Source organism: Pectobacterium fontis (assembly GCF_000803215.1).
GTDB lineage: Bacteria > Pseudomonadota > Gammaproteobacteria > Enterobacterales > Enterobacteriaceae > Pectobacterium > Pectobacterium fontis.
Genome location: NZ_JSXC01000011.1, coordinates 148,323 through 174,261 on the forward strand (window position 1 = coordinate 148,323; position 25,939 = coordinate 174,261).

Annotated in this window: 22 protein-coding genes; 7 read left to right on the top strand and 15 right to left on the bottom strand. The window is 53.4% G+C overall.

What is annotated here, in order from left to right; genetic code table 11:
- The 5 genes from OI69_RS03480 to OI69_RS03505 form a co-directional block, all read right to left on the bottom strand.
- Complete coding sequence (locus OI69_RS03480) at window positions 1–1,548, bottom strand: sugar ABC transporter ATP-binding protein (protein ID WP_039346150.1); 1,548 nt, start codon at window positions 1,546–1,548, stop codon at window positions 1–3.
- 66 nt (window positions 1,549–1,614) lie between these two features.
- Window positions 1,615–2,553 (bottom strand): substrate-binding domain-containing protein, encoded by a 939-nt coding sequence (locus OI69_RS03485; protein WP_039346151.1) that lies wholly within the window; start codon window positions 2,551–2,553, stop codon window positions 1,615–1,617.
- A 74-nt stretch (window positions 2,554–2,627) separates the two neighbouring features.
- On the bottom strand, window positions 2,628–3,614 hold the full coding sequence (gene iolG / locus OI69_RS03490; RefSeq protein ID WP_039346153.1) for an inositol 2-dehydrogenase: 987 nt from the start codon (window positions 3,612–3,614) through the stop codon (window positions 2,628–2,630).
- Window positions 3,615–4,360: 746 nt separating this feature from the next.
- Window positions 4,361–6,292, bottom strand: a complete 1,932-nt coding sequence (gene iolD / locus OI69_RS03500) for a 3D-(3,5/4)-trihydroxycyclohexane-1,2-dione acylhydrolase (decyclizing) (RefSeq protein ID WP_039346161.1) — start codon at window positions 6,290–6,292, stop codon at window positions 4,361–4,363.
- Window positions 6,293–6,479: 187 nt separating this feature from the next.
- Window positions 6,480–7,991: a CoA-acylating methylmalonate-semialdehyde dehydrogenase gene (locus OI69_RS03505; protein WP_039346163.1), complete on the bottom strand. Its 1,512-nt coding sequence runs from the start codon at window positions 7,989–7,991 to the stop codon at window positions 6,480–6,482.
- A gap of 327 nt (window positions 7,992–8,318) precedes the next feature.
- Between OI69_RS03505 and OI69_RS03510 the strand changes: the two genes are divergently transcribed.
- On the top strand, window positions 8,319–9,176 hold the full coding sequence (locus OI69_RS03510; RefSeq protein ID WP_039346165.1) for a MurR/RpiR family transcriptional regulator: 858 nt from the start codon (window positions 8,319–8,321) through the stop codon (window positions 9,174–9,176).
- Window positions 9,177–9,572: 396 nt separating this feature from the next.
- On the opposite strand, the gene arnF is transcribed toward OI69_RS03510, so the two are convergent.
- The 8 genes from arnF to OI69_RS03550 form a co-directional block, all read right to left on the bottom strand.
- Complete coding sequence (gene arnF / locus OI69_RS03515; protein WP_039346167.1) at window positions 9,573–9,965, bottom strand: 4-amino-4-deoxy-L-arabinose-phosphoundecaprenol flippase subunit ArnF; 393 nt, start codon at window positions 9,963–9,965, stop codon at window positions 9,573–9,575.
- Complete coding sequence (gene arnE / locus OI69_RS03520; RefSeq protein ID WP_039346168.1) at window positions 9,965–10,306, bottom strand: 4-amino-4-deoxy-L-arabinose-phosphoundecaprenol flippase subunit ArnE; 342 nt, start codon at window positions 10,304–10,306, stop codon at window positions 9,965–9,967. Before arnE ends, arnF begins: the two co-directional genes overlap by 1 nt.
- Window positions 10,303–11,973: a lipid IV(A) 4-amino-4-deoxy-L-arabinosyltransferase gene (gene arnT, locus OI69_RS03525; protein WP_039346171.1), complete on the bottom strand. Its 1,671-nt coding sequence runs from the start codon at window positions 11,971–11,973 to the stop codon at window positions 10,303–10,305. Before arnT ends, arnE begins: the two co-directional genes overlap by 4 nt.
- Before the next feature lie 17 nt (window positions 11,974–11,990).
- Window positions 11,991–12,884 carry a 4-deoxy-4-formamido-L-arabinose-phosphoundecaprenol deformylase gene (arnD, locus tag OI69_RS03530; protein ID WP_039346174.1) on the bottom strand — a complete coding sequence of 298 codons (894 nt, stop codon included), beginning with the start codon at window positions 12,882–12,884 and terminating at the stop codon, window positions 11,991–11,993.
- The gene (gene arnA / locus OI69_RS03535) at window positions 12,881–14,899 is read right to left on the bottom strand and encodes a bifunctional UDP-4-amino-4-deoxy-L-arabinose formyltransferase/UDP-glucuronic acid oxidase ArnA (protein ID WP_039346177.1); all 2,019 of its coding nucleotides are present in this window, start codon (window positions 14,897–14,899) and stop codon (window positions 12,881–12,883) included. Before arnA ends, arnD begins: the two co-directional genes overlap by 4 nt.
- Window positions 14,896–15,879, bottom strand: coding sequence for an undecaprenyl-phosphate 4-deoxy-4-formamido-L-arabinose transferase (gene arnC, locus OI69_RS03540; protein ID WP_039346179.1), 984 nt, complete (start codon window positions 15,877–15,879; stop codon window positions 14,896–14,898). The genes arnA and arnC overlap by 4 nt, the downstream gene beginning before the upstream one ends.
- Window positions 15,872–17,020, bottom strand: coding sequence for a UDP-4-amino-4-deoxy-L-arabinose aminotransferase (gene arnB / locus OI69_RS03545; RefSeq protein ID WP_039346180.1), 1,149 nt, complete (start codon window positions 17,018–17,020; stop codon window positions 15,872–15,874). The genes arnC and arnB overlap by 8 nt, the downstream gene beginning before the upstream one ends.
- Before the next feature lie 191 nt (window positions 17,021–17,211).
- On the bottom strand, window positions 17,212–18,378 hold the full coding sequence (locus tag OI69_RS03550) for a nucleotide sugar dehydrogenase (RefSeq protein WP_039346182.1): 1,167 nt from the start codon (window positions 18,376–18,378) through the stop codon (window positions 17,212–17,214).
- A gap of 616 nt (window positions 18,379–18,994) precedes the next feature.
- Between OI69_RS03550 and folD the strand changes: the two genes are divergently transcribed.
- Together folD and ybcJ are read left to right on the top strand one after the other, a co-directional pair.
- Window positions 18,995–19,858, top strand: a complete 864-nt coding sequence (folD, locus tag OI69_RS03555; RefSeq protein WP_039346184.1) for a bifunctional methylenetetrahydrofolate dehydrogenase/methenyltetrahydrofolate cyclohydrolase FolD — start codon at window positions 18,995–18,997, stop codon at window positions 19,856–19,858.
- 32 nt (window positions 19,859–19,890) lie between these two features.
- Complete coding sequence (gene ybcJ / locus OI69_RS03560) at window positions 19,891–20,103, top strand: ribosome-associated protein YbcJ (RefSeq protein ID WP_039346275.1); 213 nt, start codon at window positions 19,891–19,893, stop codon at window positions 20,101–20,103.
- A gap of 85 nt (window positions 20,104–20,188) precedes the next feature.
- Here the strand turns inward: ybcJ and cysS are convergent, their stop codons facing one another.
- Both cysS and OI69_RS03570 read right to left on the bottom strand, forming a co-directional pair.
- Entirely contained in the window at window positions 20,189–21,574 is a 1,386-nt protein-coding gene (cysS, locus tag OI69_RS03565) for a cysteine--tRNA ligase (RefSeq protein ID WP_039346186.1), read from the bottom strand.
- Between the two features lie 323 nt (window positions 21,575–21,897).
- Entirely contained in the window at window positions 21,898–22,320 is a 423-nt protein-coding gene (locus OI69_RS03570; RefSeq protein ID WP_039346189.1) for a DoxX family protein, read from the bottom strand.
- Between the two features lie 416 nt (window positions 22,321–22,736).
- On the opposite strand from OI69_RS03570, the gene ppiB reads away from it, so the two are divergent.
- The 4 genes from ppiB to purK all read left to right on the top strand — a co-directional run bounded on the left by ppiB (window position 22,737) and on the right by purK (window position 25,732).
- Window positions 22,737–23,231 (top strand): peptidylprolyl isomerase B, encoded by a 495-nt coding sequence (gene ppiB, locus OI69_RS03575; protein ID WP_039346191.1) that lies wholly within the window; start codon window positions 22,737–22,739, stop codon window positions 23,229–23,231.
- 10 nt (window positions 23,232–23,241) lie between these two features.
- Complete coding sequence (lpxH, locus tag OI69_RS03580; RefSeq protein WP_039346193.1) at window positions 23,242–23,964, top strand: UDP-2,3-diacylglucosamine diphosphatase; 723 nt, start codon at window positions 23,242–23,244, stop codon at window positions 23,962–23,964.
- 191 nt (window positions 23,965–24,155) lie between these two features.
- Complete coding sequence (purE, locus tag OI69_RS03585; protein WP_039346196.1) at window positions 24,156–24,665, top strand: 5-(carboxyamino)imidazole ribonucleotide mutase; 510 nt, start codon at window positions 24,156–24,158, stop codon at window positions 24,663–24,665.
- Window positions 24,662–25,732, top strand: coding sequence for a 5-(carboxyamino)imidazole ribonucleotide synthase (gene purK / locus OI69_RS03590; protein ID WP_039346198.1), 1,071 nt, complete (start codon window positions 24,662–24,664; stop codon window positions 25,730–25,732). The genes purE and purK overlap by 4 nt, the downstream gene beginning before the upstream one ends.
- The last annotated feature ends 207 nt before the right edge of the window (window positions 25,733–25,939 follow it).

Consider the following 25,939-nt stretch of genomic DNA (forward strand, 5'->3'; position numbering starts at 1 on the left):
TTATGCTGCGTGTAATGCGTCGTGGCAAATCGCCATCATCGTCATCAGTGTTTCTTCTGTGGCGTCATCGCCATGAATTTCGCCGCTAATCCGCCCTTCGCTGAGCGTGATAATACGGTCGGAAATTGCCATGATTTCCGGCAGATCGGAGGAAATCACGATCACAGCGACACCCCGCTTTGCCATATCGAACAGCACCTGATGCACTTCGGACTTGGTGCCGACATCAATGCCGCGCGTCGGCTCATCCACAATCAATACCTTGGGATTCAGTGCCATGCAGCGGGCCAGAATCACCTTTTGCTGGTTGCCGCCGGACAGCTTGCGCACCTCTTGTTCGCTGTTCACCATCTTGATGTGCAGCGCCTGACGGTAGGCATCGATCAGGGCGTCTTCCTTACGGGTGTTCACAAACCAGCGCCAGCGCATAAGCGATGAGAGGTTAGAAAGCGAGATATTTTCTCTGATCGACAACCCCAGTACCGCGCCCTCTTTCTTGCGGTCTTCCGGCACCAGCGCAATACCTTGGGACAACGCATGCAGCGGCGTGGAGGGATGATAAGGGGCGCCATCCAGCACAAATTCACCGGTAGAGAACGCGTCGGCACCAAACAGGCAGCGTGCGATTTCCGTACGCCCGGCACCTACCAGACCTGCGATGCCGAGTACTTCACCGGCATGTACCTGAAAACTGATGTCTTTTAACGCAATGCCGTGTGCATCCAACGGCGGTTTTTCGCGGCTTAAGCCCTTTACCGCCAGCCGTACCGGCTTATCCTGATGATGCGTTTCTGAAGGTGGACGGCGGTTAAACACCACGTCACGCCCCACCATCAAACGAATAATCTCCTGTACATTGGTGCTGGCGACCTCCCCCGAACCGGTATAACGACCGTCCTGAAATACGGTAAACCGGTCACAGAGCTGGAACACTTCGTGCAACCGGTGCGTCACATACACCACGCTTACACCGCGCCCTTTAAGCTCACGTACCACGCGATGCAGGCTATCGACCTCGCTATCGCTCAGCGCCGCCGACGGTTCATCCATCACAATCAGTTTGGCATTGAGCGTCAGCGCTCTGGCGATTTCCACCATCTGCTGCTGCGCCACGCTCAAACGAGCCACCTGCGTCGTCGGCGCAATGTTTAACTTCAGATAGTCCAGTACCGCTTTCGCCTCACGGTTTACCGCCATCGCATCCACGAATACGCCACTACGCTGCGGCTCGCGTCCCAGGAACATGTTTTCCGCCACGCTCATATTGGGTAGCAGATTAAATTCCTGATAAATGGTGATAATCCCCCGCTTTTGCCGTTCAACGGGTGATTCAAGCGGTAACAGCGTCTCGCCACCAAACCAGATATCACCGCTGGTCTGCGGCTGCGCCCCCGCCAGCGCCTTCAACAGCGTCGATTTACCCGCGCCGTTTTCTCCCAATAGCGCATGAATCTCTCCCGACTGTACGGTCAACTGTGCGTTGCTCAGCGCCCAGACGCCGGAGAAACTCTTTGTCAGATGGGTAATCTTCAGTAGGGGTTCCGTCATGCTTACCTTCCTCCAGTAAGGCCGCGCCAACGCGGCCTGCTGAATACCGTTTACATAGAAATGGCGTTATTTCCCTGCTTCACCAATGCGTTCGGCATCGTTCAGGTTTTCTTTGGTAATCATGGTCGGTTGGTAGTCAGCCCCGGTGATCGGTGCCTGACTGCGGATGTTATTGGTCAACTGCGTTAATGCGGTGGTGACGGCGTAGCCTGGGCGTTGATCGGCGGTAACAGCCAGCCAGCCGTCGCGAACGCGCGCCAGCGCTTCCGGCACGGCATCAAAGCCCGTCACCATCACTTCACCGGGTTTCAGGCCCTGCCCCTGCAATGCTTCAATCGCGCCCAGCGCCATGTCATCGTTCGCAGAGAGGATCACCTGCGGGCGCTTAGGCAGCGACGGCAGGACGCTTTCAACAATGCGCATCCCTTCTGAGCGCATCCAGTTCCCCGTCTGGTCAGCCACAATATGGTATTTGCTGCCGCCCGCTTTCAGGCTGTCGCGAATTCCCTGTGTGCGTTCGATGTTAGAAGAAGAGCCAGGCTGCCCCGTCAGCAGGATGATTTCTGCACCATTCGGGAATTTGGTTTTGACATAGTCGGCAATCGCCTGACCACCTTTGTAGTTATTCGCTCCAAAGTGTGGCACGGCTTTTTCCGTTTTCACCGAACGATCGAGCGTCACCACCGGTAGCTTGGCGTCCTGAATTTCGGTCACGGCGCTGGATACCGCATTGACATCATTTGGTGACACCACGAAGCCTTGTGCGCCGCGCGTGATGGCATTTTCCAGATCGGCGGTCTGTTTCGGCGAGCTTCCCTGCCCATCCAGCACCTGCAAATTCACCCCCAGCTCTTTGGCGGCTTTGACGGCGGTGCGCTGCATATGAACTTCAAACGGCATAGCGAGATTCGGCGTACTGAAAACGATTTGTTCATTTTGGGCCTGAGCAAGACCAGACAGACCCAGTGCGATGGCAAGTGCGGAAACGCTGATGATCTTTTTCATATGTCTTTTCTCTTCATCTGCTTATGTTATGGGTGTAGGGTTGAAAGCAGGTAAAACGCGGGGTGCCGAGACGGTTACACGGCGATCTCCTTACCTTGAGCCAGAGATTCGAAGGCCTTATCTGCCAGATTCAACGCTCGCTCCCCGTCCAGACCGGAGCATTCCGGCTGAGTGCGGCCATTCAGCACATCGACAAAGTGCTGCCACTCTGCCGCATAGGCTGCGTGGTAGCGTTGCAGGAAGAAATATTCAGGTTTCGCCGCCAGACAGCCGTCGTCAGTCCACTGCTCGACCACGTTTTCGCGGATATTTCCCGCGCTGAGCACGCCTTTCGCGCCATGTAGTTCGAGACGCTGATCGTAGCCGTAGCCGGAACGGCGGCTGTTGACGATGGTCGCCATCGCACCGGAGGCAAATTTCAGCACGATGAACGCCGTATCGATGTCGCCCGCTGCGCCAATCGCCGGATCGACCAGATTGCTGCCCTGTGCAAACACAGAGACCGGCTCTTCGCCCATAATGAAGCGCGCCATATCGAAATCATGGATCGTCATGTCACGGAACATACCACCGGAAACGCGAACGTACTCGGCAGGCGGTGGCGATGGATCGCGGGAGATAATCAGGAGCGATTCCGGTTTGCCGATGCGGCCTTCGCCAGCCAGCGTTTTGACGCGACGGAATTGCGGATCGTAGCGACGGTTAAAGCCGACAAACAGCGGCACGTTCTGCTGTTTGACGACGGTCAGGCAGTCGCGAACGCGGGCGATATCCAGATGTACCGGTTTTTCACAGAAGATGGCTTTGCCATGCTTGGCGGCCAGTTCGATCAGGTCGGCGTGCGTGTCCGTCGCAGAGGCAATCAGCACGGCATGTACGGCGGGATCGTTCATGACCTCGTCAATCGTTTTCACGTTGGTATGGTAACGTTCTGCCAGCGCCGCGGCATTCGTCGGATTCGGATCGACCACCGCATAGAGATTCGTTTCTTTGTGTGCCGCAATGTTCACTGCATGGACCTGACCGATACGACCAGCGCCCAATAACGCGATGTTAAACATAAATGCTCCCTTGCTGCCTGAGTGGCGTTTTACGCCAGACTGATAACGTGACGGGATACGGTGAGTCTCATTTTTCCAGCCCCATCACCCGCTTTTTACTGCGAATCGTGATAGCTAAAATAAAACATTTATTTCAGTTTTTTATAAATTGAAAATTATGTTTTTGCGCGCCAGTTAACATTTCCATGACATCTTCGCCGTTTTCTGCAACCCCAATCACACAACGCGTGAGAACGTTTGTTGAGGTATACAAGGCTGTCAGAGGATCGGCGCTGCGCAGGAACGCAATCGTGGGAGAAAATGAAACCACGGTTTGAAAATGAAATAGATATTTCAAATCACGTCATTATCATCGAGGAGGGAAAAGCGACAGACAGAACCAGATCGCAAACGTCATTTGCAAAGGCTATCTCTTCGTCAAATTTTTATGCCGATTCAGAAAGGTTTCGTGCGCAACAAGATTGTCATTTCATGCTATCTCGTAGCACGCGCCCGACGCAGGGCGCTCAGTCGCCGCCGCCCTGCGAACCCAGGCTTTCCGGCTAAATTATGTCGCTACGCGATGCCTTCGTCGGTATCAGGCTTAACGGACCGCCTGCGACGTGCTCCCTGCACGGCGCAGGCTTTCGCGGCGTCCATGCCGCTCATCCTAAGCCTGCTATCTCCTCAGCATAATTTCTTACGCCGGATAATGATCAACCCCATTTGCGCCCCTGCGTTATTTGTCGTTCTGAAGGAGAACTCACTTAATACTGTCGTGCACGCGAGAGCGCCGCTTTCACGCTACTGGCGGCAGCCTCAATCTCCGGGTTGTCGGCAACCTGTGCCGTGCCGGTACGCCACCAGGATTCGTAGCCGTGCGTCATCGTTTTCGGCAGTACCTTGATGTCGAGCAGCACGGGGCCAGAGTGCTGACGTGATTCCACCAGCGCCAGCCTGAGTGAGGCTTCATCATGTACCCGCCATGCTTTGCAGCCGTAGCTTTCCGCGTTCTTGGCGAAATCCACCGGGATGAGCGCACCGCGCAGTTGTCCCGACGCAGCATCTCGGTAGCGGTTTTCCGTACAGAAGCTGCCCATGCCCTGACTCATTTGCAGGTTGTTAATGCAGCCAAAACCGGCGTTATCGAACAACAGCACGGTGATCTTGATTCCTTCCTGAACCGCCGTTTGCAGTTCGGTGTGGAGCATCAGATAGGAACCGTCACCCACCATCGCATAGACGGGCTGTTGCGGTGCCGCAAGGCGTGCGCCAATGGCCGCCGCGATCTCGTATCCCATGCAGGAATAGCCATATTCCAGATGGTAGCTGTCCGGTGTTTTCACCTGCCACAGGCGCTGCAAATCCCCCGGTAGCGACCCCGCCGCGCCAACGACAATCGCATTGTCCTCCAGCTCTTCATTTAGTATGCCCAGCACGCGGGTTTGCGTCAGATGGGTGTTCAGCGTCTGGCGGTATTCATCCAGTTTATCTTCCAGACCATCCACGACTTCCGGCACCCATTCACCTTTATCCTGCACGGCAAACAGCCGCTGTAGCTCGCGTTGCCAGTCCGTACGAGCCTGTTCAACGGCCTGCTGCCAACCGCTACGATACGACACCTCCGCCAGCCGTTCAGTCAGCGCTTCCAACCCGACACGCGCGTCAGCGATCAGGGGCAAGGCATCCAGTTTGAGTGCATCAAACTCGGCCACGTTGAGCAGCAAAAATTCGACGTCCGGGTTCTGAAACAGCGACTTGGAACCGGTGGTAAAATCGGTTAAACGCGTCCCGACGCCGATGATCAGATCGGCCTCCTGCGCCAGCCGATTCGCCGCCAGCCCGCCGGTGACGCCAATACCACCACAGTTCAACGGATGTGAGGAAACCATCGCCCCCTTGCCCGCCTGGGTTTCGCCAAACGGAATCGCACACTGCTCGGCAAACTGCGCCAGCGCATCATGCGCGCCCGAATAGCGCACGCCACCGCCGCAAATCAGCATCGGGCGACGTTTTCTCGCAATCAGCGCCGCCGCCTCATCCAGCCGTGCCGCATCCGGTGGACGTCGTTCGAGGTGATGCACGCGCTTGCGGAAAAACGATGCCGGATAATCCCAGACTTCCGCCTGCACATCCTGCGGCAAACACAGCGTCACCGCGCCCGTATCTGCCGGATCGGTCAACACGCGCATAGCGTTAATCAGCGCACTCATCAGTTGTTCAGGGCGATTGATGCGATCCCAATAGCGGGAAACGGGCTTAAAGCAGTCATTAGTGCTAATCGACAGATCGTGATACTGCTCGACCTGCTGCAACACCGGATCCGGCTGGCGGCAGGCGAAGAGATCGCCGGGCAGCAGCAGAACAGGAATGCGGTTGGCGGTTGCGGTCGCCGCTGCCGTCACCATATTTGCCGCTCCCGGCCCCACCGATGATGTCACCGCGTAGATTTTCCGTCGCTTATGTTGCTTAGCGAACCCGACGGCGATGTGCGCCATTCCCTGTTCATTGCACCCCTGATGCACCGTGAGGCGGTTCGCCTCCTGTTCCAGCGCCTGACCAATGCCCAGCACATTACCGTGACCAAAAATGGTCATAATGCCCTGTACAAAGGGGGATTCTTCACCGTCTACGCTGAGGTATTGCTGGTTGAGAAACCTGACCAGCGCTTGCGCCATGGTGATGCGACACGTATCCATTGATCTACTCCTTCACGCAAGGGAAGATGAAAACTACTGATCCCTGCTGCAATATCGAGATACACGGGTATACCACGGGGCGAGGTATCCCTACGGGAACCTCATCCCCGTGTTCCCCCTAAAACTACACATTATTGATGCAGCACATTTTCGGCTCTTGTTATCGTTGCCAACGTGGCACACATCCTCACTCCAGCGTGGGCATGACGAAGCTGCTGGTGTGGTGCTCCAGACGGACGCTGGCGGGCCAGCGGCTGGTGACGGTTTTCATGCGGGTGTAGAAGCGTACACCGTCGTTGCCGTGGACGTTGAGCGGTCCAAAAATAGAGCGCTTCCAGCCGCCAAAACTGTGGAAAGCCATCGGCACCGGAATCGGTACGTTCACACCGACCATGCCCGCCTGCACCTCTTCACAGAACTGACGCGCCGTTTCACCATCGCGGGTAAAAATAGCGGTGCCGTTGCCATATTCATGATTGTTAATCAGCGTTACCGCTGTCTGGTAATCCGGCACGCGCACCACAGATAACACTGGGCCAAAAATTTCCTCCTGATAGATCTTCATCTCCGGCGTGACGTTATCGAACAACGTCGGCCCGATAAAATAACCCTGCGGGTGCCCGTGTACGGACAGCGTACGTCCATCGATACGCAGCGTCGCGCCTTGATCGACGCCACTTTGAATATAGTCAGCAATTTTGGCTCGATGCGCTGCGCTGATCACCGGCCCCATCTCGTTTTCCTGCCCGTCCACCAGACCTGGCCCGACGCGCATCGCGTTGATCTGCGCATTCAGGCGCTGGTGGAGTGCTTCCGCCGTGTCATCACCAACGGCAACCACCACCGACAGCGCCATGCAGCGCTCCCCCGCCGCGCCAAATGCCGCGCCCATAATCGCGCTAGCAGCCATGTCCATGTCGGCATCCGGCATCAGGATGCAGTGATTCTTCGCTCCCCCCAGCGCCTGACAGCGTTTGCCGTGTGCCGATGCGGTCTGATAAATGTATTCAGCCACTGGCGTCGACCCCACGAAACTCACTGCCTGCACGCGTGGATCCGTCAGCAGGACATCGACCGCTTCCTTGTCGCCCTGCACCACGTTAAACACACCATCCGGCAGGCCAGCTTCTTTCAGCAGTTGCGCCAATAGCAGCGAGAGCGAGGGATCTTTTTCCGAGGGTTTCAGCACAAAGGTATTCCCCGTCGCCAGCGCAATCGGGAACATCCACATCGGCACCATCGCCGGGAAGTTGAACGGCGTAATGCCGACGCAGACACCGAGCGGCTGCATCAGAGAATGGCTATCGACCCCCGTGCCGACATTCGCCGAGTGTTCGCCTTTTTGCAGATGTGGAATACCGCAAGCAAATTCAACGACTTCCAGACCGCGCGTGACTTCTCCCACCGCATCGGAATAAACCTTGCCATGCTCTTGTGAAATCAGCCGCGCCAGCGTATCCATTCGTTCTTCCAGCAGCGCCTTGAAGCGAAACAAAATACGTGCGCGACGTAGCGGAGAGTGCTTCGACCACGCAGGGAATGCCGACGCCGCGCTGGTAATGGCCTGCTCGACTTCCGCCTTATCAGACATCACAACCTGGCGAATCTGCTCGCCCGTCGCCGGGTTATACACAGCGGCGTAGCGCTGGCTGTGGCTGGAGGCAATCGCCCCTTGAATGAAGTTAGATACGGTTTCCATGTTTACACCTTTGTGGGTTTTGAGGAGATAAACGGCTGATACCGAATTACAGTATATGAAATGAATATTTCATTTAATGGAAAAGTAAAATAAATATTGATTATTGTGATCCGCTGCGAATTTTTAGGTAAACTTGACGTCGACTGTCAACAAAGGCAGGCGAGCCGCCTCTGAAAATCGCCGCGTCGGTAACAGGTGTGCCGCTGGACATGTCGCACAGATAAAACAGCCGTATTCAAAAATGAATTTTCTGTTCCGTTTCAGGCGCCAGTCATGACATCGCCCTAATGGGATAGGTTCTTATACGTCTTTGGGAGACAACCCGATATGCCCATGGCAACCAGCCTGAGAGAGTTACAGGAACAGATCCGCGAGCGTTATGATTCGCTCAGCAAGCGGTTACAGCAGGTCGCGCATTACGTGCTGGATAACACCAACAGCATCGCTTTCGATACCGTTGCCGTGATCGCCGAGCGCGCAGACGTTCCCCCTTCAACGTTGATTCGCTTCGCCAACGCCTTTGATTTCAGCGGGTTCAACGAAATGAAACAGTTATTCCGTATGAATCTGGTAGAAGAAACGGCCAGCTATACTGACCGGGCGCGATTATTTCGGGCAATGGAAACCGATGCTGTACCGGAAACACCGTTGGATATTCTGCATGAGTTTGCCCGTTCAAACGCGCAGGCGATGCAGCAGTTGGTGGCACGCACTCCGCAAGAAGACTTGCAAAAAGCCGTCGATATACTGGCTCAGGCGGGCACCATCTATATTGTAGGGCTGCGGCGTTCGTTCAGTGTCGCCACTTACCTCACCTATGCCCTCAGCCATTTGGAAAGCAACCCCATTCTGGTCAACGGACTGGGAGGCATGTTTCGTGAACAGCTTAGTCGGGTCAGCGCACGCGATGTGGTGGTTTCCATCAGCTTCTCACCCTATTCACAAGAAACCGTGATGGTCAGCGAGATGGCCGCGAAAGCTGGAGCGCGGCAAATTGTGATTACCGATAGCCAAATTAGCCCGCTGGCAACGCTCAGCGACGTCTGTTTTGTGGTGAAGGAAGCGCAGGTTGATGCGTTCCGCTCGCAATCCGCCACGCTTTGTCTGGTGCAATCGTTAATGGTGTCGCTGGCCTATCGGCAGGGAAACGGTGCTGAACAGAGTGAAAAACAGCAGCGCGGCTAGCAGGAACCGTTTGAATTACCATGGTTTATAACCCAAAGGACAGGCCATAGGCCTACCGCCGTATCCGCAATTCATGAATGCGCGCGATAACCATTAATGCAGGTAGCGGAGCGCCTCCACAAACAGTGACAAGGCGTACTGAAGTGCGACATAACAGAGCCATTCAGTAGCAGACTGAATGGCTTTTCACGTTGCCCGGCTCATCGCTAACGCCGCCATGTTTAATAATTCATCAACATGCTCCCAACGCTAAATAATTCGCACTTCAGGAAAAAACGTTAACAAAATCAATGTACAGGCAACGTAAAACCCGGCGGGCATTGCAGTTTGTTGCCGTAAATCATGTTGCGAAGCGTGGAGACAAGTCAAAAGTGCTAACCGTAAGGCTCAGACGGTTTACCGCACCGTCTTAGCTCTACGGTTAATCAGCCAGACGCCCAGCAGAATAATCAGGACACCGAGGCTCTTACGCAGGCTCGTCGGTTCATTCAGCCACGGCAGGATAACCGCTGCCATATAGACTACAACATAGCTCAGGCTAATCAGCGGATAGGCGTGACTCAACGGCAGATAACGCAGCACCATGAACCAACACACCATCGACAGCCCGTAGCAGACAATCCCGCTCAGCACCGCCGCCGCTGGCCAACCGGCTGTCAACGCGTTGAACGACGGCCAGTGCGTCACGGAAATGCTCGGCAGCAGCACCATCCCGCTTTTCATCAGTACCTGTGCAGCGCTGGCTAACACAATGCTGCACATTGCCCAAAAATAGCCTCTGTTCGCCATCATGCCCCCTGCATCAGAGAGATACCGATGATAATCAGCGCAATACCCCCCCAGTGGTGGGCATCTACTGGTTCAGCAAACCCGTAATGTGCCAACAGCGTGACCAGAATAAAATTGACGCTAAGTAACGGATACGCCAGGCCAAGCGGGAAATTCTGCAATACCAGCAGCCACAGCAGCAGTCCGATGCCCAGCAACAAGGCCGCCAACATCAGCCACATCAGCGTCACCCGCTGACGTCGCGCCTTGGGCAAACACCGCCAGCACTCCGCCGCCTGTTTCTGGCACAATTGCCCTAAACTGGTCAGCAGGCAGACGATAGCAACCAATAAATAACTCATTGTGCAATCTGCTTATAAAACAACAGCACATAATGGTGCGATCTTTTCACCTGATCGGGCACAGGTAGGTTGTGGTACTCCTCATCGATCTCCCGATCAACTTTCAGTACCAGCGCCACATTCCCACTACGCCGCTTCTCGTTAAGCCAAGCTGGAAAAGCGCCCTCATCGACAAAGCGGTCTACCGAATCTCCATAGTTCAGTCCATAGTTCAGTTCACCGCGCGCCTTAAATAAGGTGATATCGCTGCGTTTCAACTCCCACGCCAGCCCGGCGGCCAGCCCTACCTCGTCGCTCAGCACATAGCGGCTGCCCTGTAGCAACGACTGGTGGCTACGAACAAAGTGTTGTGGATTCTTTGCGTCGACGATGCTCACCGGAATACTTCCACCAATGAGTAACGCCAGAAAGAGTGGACAGCCCGCCACCAGATAGCCCCATACCCGCGGTTTTCTTAAGCTGACAGCGGCAAAGGCTATCCAACCGATGAAGCAGACGATGCCCGATACAATAGTTAGTGACTCTCCCGCTTGATAGACATGCGGCATGACGATGCCAAGCGCAAGAGCGGTAACAGCAAGTGCTAACACGCCGCCAAAGGCAATATTGAGCCAGCTATTGATGCGTAATACCCGTTCGCGTATTGCTTGTGACAAACCGGACAACCACGCTGCCATCAGCAACGCCAGTGGCGCAAAGCACGGCAGAATGTAAGTCAGCAGCTTACCTTTGGCGATGCTGAAAAACAGTAGCGGCATCACTATCCAACACAGCAACAAGAGGCGTTCCGGGTGCGCTTTTCGTTCAGCCCAGCCGCTGCGTAATGCGCCTGGCAGCAGCGCAAGCCAGGGGAATGTACCTAATATCAGAACCGGCAGGTAATACCAAAACGGTGCTTTATGCTGGGCATTATCTTCTGCAAAACGCTGGATATGCTCAATCCAAAAGAAGTAATGCCAATAATCAGTTTCGCGCGCATGCACCGCCAGTGCCCACGGCGCGCTCAGCAATACCGCGACAACAATCGCCAATGGCCCGAACAGCAGCAGTTCCTTAATCCGCTTTTGTGCCAGCGCTGCGGGGAGCACGCTGATCACCGGTAAGGCCAGCGCCAGAAAGCCTTTGGTCATAAACCCCATGCCGCAGGCCAGCCCCATCAGCCCCCAGGCGATGAGCCGTTCACGCGTCAGCGTCGCCCTCTGAATCAATGCGTGACTGAACAGCGCCGCCGTCATCCAGAGCGTCACCATCGGATCGAGAACACTGTAAGTACCAATGCCATACACCAGCAGCGACGTGAGGTAGATCGTCGTCGCCAACAGCGCGGTACGCCGATTTTTCCACAGCAATATCGCCAACCCAAACACCAGCAGCGCACTCAGTGCAGTAGAAAATACCGAGGCAAAGCGCACGGCAAAATTGGTATGACCGAATAACCATTGACTACTGTTATTCAGCCAATAGCCCGCAACAGGTTTCTCAAAATAGCGAATCCCCAACAAATGCGGCACGATCCAATCGCCACGCTGAAGCATCTCGCGGCTGATTTCCGCATAGCGCGTTTCATCCGGTGACCACAGCCAGCGACCGTTCAGCGGCAACAGGTAGAGCAAAGCAAATAGCACCATTACCACGGTGCTTTTCAGCTTTATCAGGCTTTTTTCCATACTGTCTCCTGCTTTCTTTATTCTTCCACTTGTACGCCAAGCCACCCTTCCCGTCCGGGAAACGATGCGCGAGCAATCCGTCCGACCGGCAGCGTAGCCGTGTCGTCAGGCAGCAATGAGGAAAGTGGACAAAATTCGATATGCTGCTGACGAGCATGAAGGAGCAATTGGCGGAACAGCGCCAGCTTTGCCCCCCCTTCAACCTCTGCGTGAATGGTGTACACCGGCACGCCGCGATCCTGCCGGATCGCATCAAGAATAAAGTCGTTAAATTCGTCGTCGCTCACGCGCTCACCGATGACTTCATCGTAGGTAGGTAGCGTGACCGGGATCTGCACCGTGCCCAGTTCGCCATTTTTCAGCCGTGGCCGAAAAGGTTGGGTGCCACGACAGTCGCTGTTATAGTCCAGATCCCAGCGCTGCTTCATCTCAACGACGCGCGGATCGGCTCGCCAGCCCGCCACGGCGGAGCAGCGCACGGGGGATGGCAGAATGTGCGTCAGCGCATCCATGCCTTCACGGAACTGCGCGGCCAATTGCGCCTCCGACCAACGGGCGACATTCGCCTGCCAGCCATGATGATCCCAGGCATGTAGCCCGACTTCATGCCCCGCGTCGTATGTCTGGCAGATTAACGCGCCAAACTGCGTGCCAATACGACGCCCCGGCCACGCCGTACCAGCCAGTAAAATATCCCAGCCGTAGAGCGAGGCCGCATTGGAGCGCAGCATCTTCCATAAAAAGCGCGGACGCAACAGACGCCACAGGTGACGTCCCATGTTGTCCGGCCCGACGCTAAAAAAGAAACTCGCCTGTACATCAAATTCTGCCAGCACATCTAGCAACGCGGGTACGCCATCCCGCGTACCGCGCCAGGTGTCAACATCAATCCGCAGGCCAACGCGCGTCATCCCTGTGTATCCGTGGCATCAGCGGTATGCGAGATGTCAACGGTACGCAGGAAATAGTCCAGCGTTTCCGCGACGGTTTGCTCCATCTCCACCGTCGGCTCCCATTCCAGTAGGCGTTTGGCATTGCGAATGCTCGGCGTGCGATGCGCCACATCCTGATAACCTTTTCCGTAATAGCGGCTGCTTTCCACGTCAATAAACCCGGCAAACGGCGGGAAACAATCGCGTAGCGGGTGAGCATTAAAACTGGTCAACAGCATTTCGCCCAGTTCGCGAATGCTGGCTTCATTGTGTGGATTGCCGATGTTGATGATCTGTCCATCACACTGGCCGTTGCGGTTTTCAATAATGCGGAACAGCGCTTCAATGCCGTCGTGAATGTCGGTAAAGCAGCGCTTTTGTTCCCCGCCATCCACCAGCTTGATCGGCGACCCTTCCACCAGATTGAGGATCAGTTGAGTAATGGCACGAGAACTGCCGATACGCGCAGCGTCCAACGTATCCAGACGCGGTCCCATCCAGTTAAACGGGCGGAACAGCGTAAAGCGCAGGCCGTTTTTAGCACCGTACGCCCAGATCACCCGATCCAGTAGTTGCTTGGATACGGAGTAGATCCAGCGCTGTTTGTTGATCGGACCGACAATCAGGTTCGAAGTATCCTCATCAAACTCTTTATCATCACACATGCCGTACACTTCTGAGGTGGACGGAAAGACGATGCGCTTGTTGTAACGCACGCAGTCGCGCACGATTTTCAGGTTCTCTTCAAAATCCAGCTCGAACACGCGCAGCGGGTTACGGGTGTATTCGATAGGCGTAGCAATCGCCACCAGCGGCAAAATGACATCACATTTCTTGATGTGGTATTCGATCCATTCGTTATGGATGCTGATATCGCCTTCCACAAAATGGAAACGTGGATCGCCTAGAAAACGGGCAATCGCATCCGAACTGATATCCAACCCGTAGATCTCATAGCGATCGTCACGCAACAGTCGCTCAGTCAGGTGATTACCGATAAACCCATTCACGCCAAGGATCAGCACACGCGTACGGCGTCGCTGAACACGGCTGGCGAGGTTACCCAACCGCGCCTGCGGCACCATGCCCATTTCCGCCGCCAGTCGGCTACCTGACATATACAGCCCGGCTTCACCCTGCCCACTGACGATCTCCAGCGCATCCTCACCGCAGGCAACCACCAGCGGCGATGTCGAGATAATCGAGCCTGGTTTCTGCTTCACGCCATTGGCTTTCACGCTGTCGTTTTTCAGCACGCAGGCACGCCAGATAACCACTTTGCGCTCACCGAGAAACGTAAATGCTCCCGGATATGGCTCCGTCACGGCGCGGATCAGATTGTTGATCTCACGGGCACTTTTGTGCCAATCAATCAGACCGTCTGCTGCCGTACGGCGGCCAAAATAGCTGGCCTGACTCTCATCCTGCGGCGTCAGCGTCATCTCACGCGAGCGAATGAGCGGCAATTGCTGCGCCAGTAACGCGGCGGCGGCGGTACGGCACTTTCCATGCAGCGTCAGCGCAGTGTCTTCATCATCAATCGCCACCACAGACTGTACCACGATCTCACCGGCATCGGCGCGGGACACCATCTTGTGCAGCGTCACGCCCGTTTGCGTTTCGCCGTTCACCAGCACCCAGTTGACCGGAGCCCGCCCACGGTAACGCGGTAGCAGTGAACCATGCAGATTGAATGCGCCAAACGACGGTAGCTGAAGAATATCGTCACTTAATAACGTCCGGTAATAGAAAGAAAAAATCACATCCGGTGCCAGTTCCCGAATACGGTTCACCCAGAGCGGATGGTTCACGTCTTCCGGCGCAAACACGGGGACATCCATCCCTGCCGCCGTTTTCGCTACCGACGCATAGAAGTGGTTCTCACCCGGTGCGTCACTGTGTGTAAACACCGCCTGAATTTCGTAGCCCGCTAACGTCAACGCTTCAAGACCCACACAGCCGATATCATGGTAGGCAAATACGATCGCTTTCATTCTTCTTCATCCCGTAAACTGGTGGTCAGCGGTGTTGCTGCACTCACTGTTTTTTGCACAAAATAGCGTGGTCGGGCACGCACATCGGTATAGATACGGCCGATGTACTCCCCCAATAGCCCCATCCCGACGAACTGTGCGCCGATAAACATGAACAACACGGCAAACAGCGTGAACACGCCCTCTGCCGCCCACTCCGCGCCGAAGAACAGGCGCAGGCCGATCAACAGCAGCGCGAGCAGGAAACCCGATAGCGCGACGACGCTACCAATCAGGCTGAGTATGCGCAGTGGCGTCGTCGTCAGGCAGGTCAGCAGGTCGTACATCAGGTTGATCAACTTCAGAAAGCTGTATTTGGACGTACCGAATTCCCGTTCGGCGTGCATCACATCGATCTCGATGGTTTTCCGAGCGAACGTGTTGGCAAGAATAGGGATAAAGGTGCTGCGTTCATGACAGCGCAGCATCGCGCTGACAATGTGGCGACGGTAGGCACGCAGCATGCAGCCGTAATCCGCCATGGATTTCCCGGTTGAGCGTCGAATCATCATGTTGATGGTTTTCGAGGCTAGTTTGCGAAACAGGGAGTCCTGTCGGTTTGCCCGTACGGTGCCCACCACGTCATACCCTTGCGACGCATACTCCACCAGCCGCGGGATTTCCTCCGGCGGATTCTGCAAATCGGCATCCAGTGTGATCACCACATCACCAACCGCCTGCTGAAATCCGGCCATAATGGCCGAATGTTGACCATAGTTACGGTTCAGTAGTACAGCAATAATGTGCTTTTCCGGGTCCCTCGCCGCCTCAGTCAGCAATTCCGCCGAGCGATCGCTGCTGCCATCATCAACCAGAATAATTTCCCAGGGTTTACCAATCTTCCGACAGGCCACCAGCGCGCGTTCAATCAGCACCGGCAGGCTTTCTTCTTCGTTATAAACGGGAATCACAACAGAAACATTTTTGATGTCATCAATCACGAACAGACTCCAGAATCGAGGTTAGCGCCGCGACGACGCGATCGACATCGCTGTCCTGCATATCAGGAAACAGCGGTAGCGTCATGAGCGACGCCGAATTCCATTCCGTTTCCGGCAGGTGCAAATGGGGATAACGCTCACGGTAGTATTTCTGTGTATGCACGGCTCTGAAATGCAGCCCGGTGCCGATACCGCGAGTCTGCAAGGCCGCCATCAGGCCATCACGCGATATGCCGCACTGCGCTTCATCCACGCGCACCATAAACAGGTGCCAGGCGTGCAGATGGGGATAGTCAGGAACCGCTAGCGGCTGAAGCGGCAGAGCGCGTAACGGTGTGAGATAACGCGCGGCCAACTGCTGACGGCGGGCGTTAATCGCCGGGAGCTTATCCAACTGAACCAGCGCAATGGCGGCGTTGATATCCGCCAGATTGTATTTAAATCCCGGCATCACCACTTCGGCCTGTGGCTTGCGCCCTTGTAACTGCCTGTCGAACGCATCAACGCCCAGCCCATGAAACTTCAGGCTGCGTATGCGTTCGGCAAGAGCCTCGTCGTCCGTCACCACCATGCCACCTTCCGCACAGGTGATATTTTTAATCGCATGAAACGAGAAAATGGCGGTGCCGGACGCGCCAATCCACGCCTCGCGATACTGCGTGCCCACGGCGTGCGCCGCATCTTCAATCAGCGGAATGCCATAGCGCTCGCTGAGCGCACGAAGTGCATCCAGATCGGCTGGCGCACCAGCGTAATGCACGGGAATAATCGCTTTCGTTTTCGGTGTAATGGCCGCCTCAACATCCTGCGGTCGTACCATCAGCGTATGCCGATCTACGTCAACCATCACCGGTTCCGCGCCCAATAGCGTGATGATATTGACGGTTGAAACCCAAGTCTGAGACGGCGTGATCACCTCATCACCAGGGCCAATGCCAAGCGCCATCAGCGTAACGTGCATGCCGCCCGTCGCAGAGCTAACCGCAATCGCCTGTCGACACCCGACTTGCTGGCAAAAAGCCTGCTCTAGTTGCTGACATTTCGGCCCCGTGGTTATCCAGCCAGAACGTAATACTTCCGCCACGGCAGCCATTTCCTCATCACCCATAGCCGGGCGGGAAAAAGGCAAAAAATCCGTCATAATGTATTCCCCTAACAAATAATGGCGACAAATCATTACGTGATGTCTAAATAACGAAACCTCAATTCATTACCATTATCATAAAACCAAAGATAAACGGCATAGCGTGCCAAGACGGTGAAAACATCGTTAATTACAATAAAGATAAACATTTCGATAATGAAAAAAATAAATTCATTTACCCGCAGACATCAATCCTTACCAAATACGTCTCGCGTATAAACTTTCCCTCTCACATCTTTTAATTCATCGGCATAACGATTAGTAAGAATAATGTCACACTGTTGTTTAAAATTGCCAAGTTGATGAACGATAGGAAAACCTAAAAAATCATCGCCATCAATCTCTGGTTCATAAATAACCACATTGATTCCTTTCACTTTTATCCTTTTCATAATGCCCTGAATGGAAGAGAAGCGAAAATTATCCGACCCCGCTTTCATAATGAGACGATAGATACCCACTGTTTTAGGGTGACGACGAATAATGGTGTCGGCAATAAAGTCTTTACGCGTATGGTTAGCCTCCACGATAGCCTTGATCAGCTTATTCGGTACGGTACGGTAATTAGCCAGAAGCTGCCGGGTATCTTTCGGCAAACAGTATCCGCCATAGCCGAAAGAAGGGTTGTTATAGTAATCACCGATGCGAGAATCAAGACAGACGCCCTCAATAATCTGCCGGGTATTTAGCCCCAGCGATTCGGCATAGCTGTCCAGCTCATTAAAGTAGGCCACACGCATCGCCAGGAAGGTATTGGAAAACAGTTTTATCGCTTCGGCCTCTGCCGAGTCGGTAAACAGAACGCGAACATCTTTTTTAAATGCACACTCCATCAACACGTTAGCAAAAAAACGTGCCCTTTCCGAGCGTTCCCCCACCACAATCCGCGACGGGTAAAGGTTGTCATATAGCGCCTTCCCTTCACGCAAAAACTCAGGCGAAAAAATGACGTTATCCGTATCTAACTGCTGACTGATCTTCTCAGTAAAACCGACAGGCACCGTAGATTTGATCACCATAATCGCCTGTGGGTTTATCGCCAACACATCGTGAATGACCGCTTCTACCGATGAGGTATTGAAATAGTTGGTATGTGGATCGTAATCCGTCGGTGTAGCAATAATCACGAACTGCGCATCGGTATATGCCTCGTATTTATCCAACGTAGCGGAAAAATTAAGCGTTTCACATTGTAAAAAACGGTCAATCTCAGCGTCATTGATCGGCGATCGCTTACAATTTAACAGCGCCACTTTTTCGGCCACAATATCCAATGCCACAACCTGATGCTGTTGTGCTAATAATAGCCCATTCGATAAACCGACATATCCCGTTCCACTAATCGCTATTTTCATTGGGAGCTCTTTATCTCATGATTGGCTAACACTCTATTTCACCGAAGTATCTTTTTTATTCTTAAACTTGAATAGATGCGTTACATTTCAATTTATTTCTTTTTCTACTGCCACCTCTCGTTTATTGACCGCGGCGCGCTTGAAAAAACGGCCTAAACATCAGAAGCACACTTTCATTATCATTAGCAATTCCGATTAAACGCCAATTAAACATGGTGCATTTAATGAAAAATAAAGTTCTTCTTACACCTGGCAATAATTATTAATAATTAGCACCAGAAAATAACATGAGGCCATGTAATATAACGCCATTCATCTTTAGTGACATAACGAAGAGAAAGGTGGATATAATTTATGTTGGCGTCTTTATCGCTGGTATATCGATGCCAAGGTGTCAAGGTTAACGTTTTATATAACGCGAAGCGTTAGACTTAAGACCAATGGCATCTTAAGTCGGCAGGCAAAAGACAACGTCGTAGGGTGCACATTTGACCTGCCAACTTGAAGTATAACGGGTATAGAAACAATTAATGTTGACGCAATACCTGACAGCACGCGCCGCTTCTGACAGAATAGCGACCATCCCCCTATTTCACATTGATGGGTTTCATCGCAGATGGCAGCAAAGATTATTGATGGTAAAACGATTGCGCAGCAGGTCAAAGACGAAGTTGCCGCACGGGTCACGCAGCGTTTAGCAGAAGGAAAACGCGCACCAGGTCTGGCTGTTGTGCTGGTCGGCGAGAACCCGGCGTCACAGATTTATGTCGCCAGCAAGCGTAAGGTGTGCGAAGAAGTGGGTTTTATCTCCCGCTCTTACGATTTACCCATCACGACAACGGAACCAGAGCTGTTGGCGCTGATCGACCAGCTCAACGCCGACCAGACGATTGACGGTATCCTGGTTCAGCTACCGTTACCGGAAGGCATTGATAACACGAAAGTGATTGAGCGCATCGCCCCGGATAAAGATGTCGACGGTTTCCACCCTTACAATGTAGGTCGTCTGTGCCAGCGTGCACCGCTGCTGCGCGCCTGTACGCCACGCGGCATCATCACGCTACTGGAGCGTTACAATATCGACACCTTTGGGCTGAATGCCGTTGTGGTCGGCGCATCCAATATCGTTGGCCGCCCGATGAGCCTGGAGCTACTGCTGGCTGGCTGCACCACCACCGTAACGCATCGTTTCACCAAAAACCTACGCCACCACATTGAAAATGCCGATCTGCTGGTTGTCGCCGTGGGTAAACCGGGTTTCATCCCTGGCGACTGGATTAAACCAGGCGCCATCGTGCTAGACGTGGGTATCAACCGTTTGGATAGCGGCAAAGTGGTCGGTGATGTGGAATTTGAAACTGCGCAGGAAAGAGCGTCTTACATCAGCCCCGTACCGGGCGGCGTCGGCCCCATGACGGTTGCCACCCTGATTCAAAACACGCTGCAAGCGTGCGAAGAGTATCATGACCATGCCGAATAATGGGTGAGTCGAACACGGATAAGCAGGAAATTATGACAACGTTTCATCTTGAAAAACATCCGCACGTTGAACTGTGCGATCTCTTGAAATTGCTGGGCTGGAGTGAAAGCGGCGCGGCGGCCAAACTGTCTATTGCCGCCGGCGACGTGACCGTTGATGGTCAAACCGAAACGCGTAAGCGCTGTAAAATCGTCGCCGGACAAACCGTTCAGTTCAATGGCGAGACAGTAAGCATCGCCGCCTGACGCTTAGCGACGTTAATGATGGCAAAAAAGCCCGCGATTGATTCTCTGCGGGCTTTTTATTTGCTGAAAAGTTTATAAGGCAGCGTTACTTACGCCGCCAGATCGTACCCTGCGGGCCGTCTTCCAGTACGATCCCCATCTCATTCAACCGATCGCGAGCCTGATCTGCCAGCGCCCAATCTTTCGCCGCACGCGCATCTTTACGCTGTTGAATCAACGCTTCGATTTCTTTCACTTCCTCATTATCCACCTGCGCGCCGTTTTGCAGGAACTGTTCAGGATCCTGTTGCAGCAGGCCAAGCACGCCAGACAGTTTACGCAGTGCCGATGCCAGTTGGTTCGCCGCCTGCACATCTTCCGCTTTCAGGCGGTTAACGTCGCGCGCCATGTCAAACAGCACCGAGTAGGCTTCCGGCGTATTGAAATCGTCATCCATCGCTTCACGGAAACGAGCTTCAAATACATCACCGCCGTGTGGCTCAACGCTGAGATCCGTTCCACGCAGCGCCGTATACAGGCGCTCCAGCGCCGCACGCGCCTGTTTCAGGTTATCTTCACTGTAGTTCAACTGGCTACGATAGTGGCCTGACATCAGGAAGTAACGTACGGTTTCCGGGTCGTAATAGGCAAGTACGTCACGAACGGTGAAGAAATTGTTGAGCGATTTTGACATCTTTTCGCGATCAACCATCACCATACCGGAATGCATCCAGTAATTCACATACGGGCCGTCGTGCGCACAACCGGATTGCGCGATCTCGTTTTCGTGATGCGGAAACATCAAATCTGAACCGCCGCCGTGAATATCAAAGTGTTCGCCGAGCTGTTTGCAGTTCATAGCAGAACATTCGATGTGCCAGCCGGGACGCCCCTCTCCCCATGGAGAAGGCCAATGCGGCTCACCCGGCTTGGACATTTTCCACAGCACGAAATCCATTGGATTACGCTTCACTTCCGTAATTTCAACGCGTGCGCCAGCCTGCAATTGATCCAAATCCTGACGGGACAACACACCGTAACCCGGCGCAGTCTCAACGGAAAACATGACATCGCCATTGCTTGCCACATAAGCATGACGTCGGGCAATCAGCGTTTCCACCATTTCAATGATGTCGGCAATGTGGTGCGTCGCGCGGGGTTCAGCATTTGGGCGCAGAATATTCAAAGCATCAAAATCAGCGTGCATTTCTGCAATCATACGGGTTGTCAGTTGATCGCTGGTTTCCCCATTTTCGATCGCCCGTTTGATGATTTTGTCGTCAATATCGGTGACATTACGCACATATTTCAGTGAATATCCCAGATACCGCAAATACCGCGCCACCACATCAAACGCCACGAAAGTACGCCCGTGGCCGATATGACAGAGGTCATAAACGGTGATGCCACACACATACATTCCCACCTGACCGGCGTGGATAGGTTTAAACTCCTCTTTTTGGCGACTCAGCGTATTAAAAATCTTTAGCATCAGGGCGTTCCAGTGTTTTTATAGAAAATGGTTTTCACAAAAAAATGGTTTTCACAAAAGTACAGCGTCCACACGGCAGGTCAATCACCGCCGCAGTTGGCACCCATCACACCCATGTAATTAACGAGCATTGATGCCATTAACGCTAAATGAATTGAGGGTTTATATCCCAACGGCGTATTGAAACCTGAACCCCACTGTATTGCAAGGTTAATAGAAGAGGGAATAAGCGAGAAGGGACAAAAATGAAATGGCCCAGATTTTCTGAGCCATTTCACGTCATCGACGCTGCGGATAAAAGCAATACGTCGGCAAAAAAACAATTAACGCCAGCGAGGATTCGACATCACTGAATACTTACCGCTACCGAGCAGGGCAATCGCAATACCGGCAAAGAAGTATACCGCTGTGCCTTCAACACCCCAGGCACCGGTTTTTTCCAGCATGAAGAAACCATCAGGGTGAACCAGTAACGTCGCGACAACCATGGTAAAGGAGAAAATCAGCGCAGAAGGCCGTGTGAAAATCCCGAGGATCATCAGGATCGGCGTGATGACCTCACCGACGTAAACACCGTAGCCAACAAAAGCAGGAAGCCCTGCTGAAGCCAGCATACCTTCAATTGCGCCAATACCACCATGTACCTTGTGCCAGCCATGAAACAGCATCAGGACACTGAAAGAGACGCGCAAGAACAATTTGCCGAAATCGGGCTTATCTAATACTCGATTAATACTATCCAGCATGATTCACCTATCCATTTAGAGGTATCTGTGGGTAACAATGGCTATCAGATTAATCTGAGCCGCTAAGAAAGCATACGACGATTATGCAAAACATTGATCTGGGACAAAAAAAATCTCATTCAAATTAACTATCCATTAATACGCAAATTAATCAATTTATTTGTTTTTAAAAGTCTGTGCTGCCTAATTAACGCCTCTATGCCATTTTTCTTCAGCGCGTCTCTTTTCTGATGGCTGCCAAAACCAAGGCGGCAACCATTTTTATACGATTTCCCCCATTGTGCTCACCGCCAATGAACACCTGGTAAACCGAAGTACTGACTCAATCGACCAGTTATGCTATAACAGCGCTCTTGTTGTTCACTGTATTTTGTGGACTGCACTCTTATCATTAAGGCTATTTAGGGTTCATTATTATGATTACGCTTCATACCAACCACGGCGATATCGTGATTAACACGTTTGCAGACAAGGCGCCGGTTACCGTAGAAAACTTCCTGAACTACTGCCGCAGCGGTTTTTATGACAACACAATTTTTCACCGTGTGATTAATGGTTTCATGATTCAGGGCGGCGGCTTCGCTCCGGGCATGGATCAAAAAGAAACCAACGCGACAATCAAAAATGAAGCCAACAACGGCCTGAAAAACGCGCGTGGCACGCTGGCAATGGCTCGTACCAACGATCCGCACTCTGCTACAGCCCAGTTCTTTATCAACGTTGTCGATAACGACTTCCTGAACTTCCGTTCAGAGCGTGCTGATGGCTGGGGCTACTGCGTTTTTGCTGAAGTCACCGAAGGTCTGGACGTCGTGGATAAAATCAAAGGCGTGGCGACTGGCCGCAGCGGCATGCATCAGGACGTACCGAAAGAAGACGTGGTGATCACCCACGTAACAGTCAGCGAATAATCAGACCGGTATGGCAACGCTGTTTATTGCCGATCTGCATTTAAGTCTTCATGAACCGGCGATCACCGCCGGTTTTTTGCGTTTTTTACGCCATGAGGCAATTCATGCAGATGCGCTGTACATTCTTGGCGATCTGTTCGATGCCTGGATTGGTGATGACGACCCGCAGCCGCTGCACGCGATCATCGCTGCCGAACTGTATGCGTTACATCAACGTGGCATTTCGTGCTATTTCGTACACGGTAACCGTGATTTTCTGATTGGCAAACGCTTTGCCAGACAAAGTGGGATGACGCTGTTGCCAACGGAAACGGTGCTCGACCTCTATGGTCAGAAAATCCTCATTTTGCATGGCGATACCCTGTGCACTGACGATCTGGCCTATCAAAAATTTCGCCGCCGCGTGCACAACCCATTCATTCAGCAACTCTTTCTGCTATTACCGTTATCGCTGCGTCTAAAGATTGCCGCCAAAATGCGTGCCAGCAGCCAGCAGGCCAATCAGCAAAAATCGCAGCAGATTATGGATGTCAATCACGACGCCGTGCTTGAACGCTTACAGCATTATCAGGTAAAGACGATGATCCACGGTCACACACACCGCCCAGCCATTCATCGGGTGGATCTCGGCAAATCTGAAGGCCGCCGTGCCGTGCTGGGTGCCTGGCATGAAGATGGGTCAATGATTAAGGTCACGCCACAAAATATCGAATTGATTTCCTTCCCATTTTAATGCGTTACCCACCATTGACTTAATGACCCCTCGCCCTATTCCTTCAGCATTTACGCATACGCAACCGTTTTCCTCGCCATAATGGCGTGATATGCTCTACGCCCTCAACGCCAGACCCTCTCTGTCTGGCCGACGCGAACACGTCACCAACACGTACAAATTACAGGTACAACCACAGGAGCGTTACAGGCATGTCATCCAACGTTGCCCCGGCTAAAATTGCCATCGTCATGGGTTCAAAGAGTGACTGGGCCACTATGCAGTTTGCTGCGGAAATCCTCACCACGCTGAACATTCCTTTTCATACCGAAGTCGTTTCCGCACACCGGACGCCGGATAAACTGTTCAGCTTTGCTGAGCAGGCGGCAGAGAACGGTTTTGATGTGATTATCGCTGGCGCAGGCGGCGCGGCACATCTGCCGGGCATGCTGGCAGCAAAAACGCTGGTTCCGGTACTCGGCGTACCGGTACAAAGCTCCACGCTGAGCGGTGTAGACAGCCTGTATTCAATCGTCCAGATGCCGCGCGGTATTCCGGTCGGCACGTTGGCCATTGGCAAAGCCGGAGCCGCGAACGCTGCTCTGCTGGCCGCACAAATTCTCGCCCTGCACGATAAAGGTATCGCCACCCGACTGGCCGACTGGCGTCAGGCACAAACTGATGATGTGCTCTCTCATCCCGATCCGCGGGAGGAGGCATGAAACCGGTTTGCGTATTAGGCAATGGCCAATTGGGCAGAATGCTCCGTCAGGCGGGCGAACCGTTAGGGATTGCCGTTTACCCCGTGGGGCTGGATGCAGAGCCGGAGTCGGTTCCGTTTCATAACAGTGTGATTACCGCCGAGATCGAGCGCTGGCCGGAAACCCCTCTCACCCGTGAACTGGCTGAACATCCGGCGTTTGCGAACCGCGATATTTTCCCGCGTCTGGCCGATCGCCTGACGCAAAAACACCTGTTGGATTCGCTAAATCTGGCCACAGCTCCCTGGCAATTGCTGGCAAGTGCCGATGAATGGCCACACGTTTTCGCCTCATTAGGTGAACTCGCTATCGTGAAACGCCGCGTTGGCGGTTACGATGGACGTGGTCAGTGGCGCTTACGCGACGGCGAACAACAGACGCTGCCTGCTGATTGCTATGGCGAGTGCATCGTTGAGCAGGGGATTCATTTTTCCGGCGAAGTTTCGCTGGTTGGTGCCCGCAATACGCACGGTAAATGCGTGTTCTACCCGCTCACCCACAACCTGCATCAGGACGGTATTCTGCGTACCAGCGTGGCTTTCCCTCAGCCGGATGCGCAGTTGCAACAGCAGGCAGAACAGATGCTGTCTGCGATTATGAATGCGTTGGGCTATATTGGCGTGATGGCGATGGAATGCTTTATTGTCGGCGACCGACTGCTCATTAACGAGCTGGCTCCGCGTGTACACAATAGTGGACACTGGACACAAAATGGCGCGTCAATCAGCCAGTTTGAACTGCACCTGCGCGCCATTCTGGATCTGCCACTGCCGCACCCCATCGTCGAAACGCCCTCAGTGATGGTCAACCTGATCGGCACTGACGTGAATCTCGACTGGCTGTCCCTGCCGCTGGTGCATTTACACTGGTATGAGAAAGCGGTTCGTCCTGGTCGCAAAGTTGGGCACCTCAATGTGGCGTCATCCGATGCCGCACCGCTGCGACACACTCTGCAATCGCTGGCGAAACTTTTGCCAGCGGAATACCACAGCGGTCTGGCGTGGGCAGAGGAAAAGCTCACCGCCTGACAGATTGACGAGCGTCATCCGGCAGATTACCCATTCCTGCCGGATGACAAATACCATTCGATTCGATCGTCGTAACGGCACACTATCCCGAAAAGAGAAAACATCTCATTAAGCGTGGTATCAGAAAAATTGCGTTTATTATTTCATCTATTTTTATTTGTTATTTATCATTCGACAATTAAAAAAATCAACAATAAGCCATTAAGA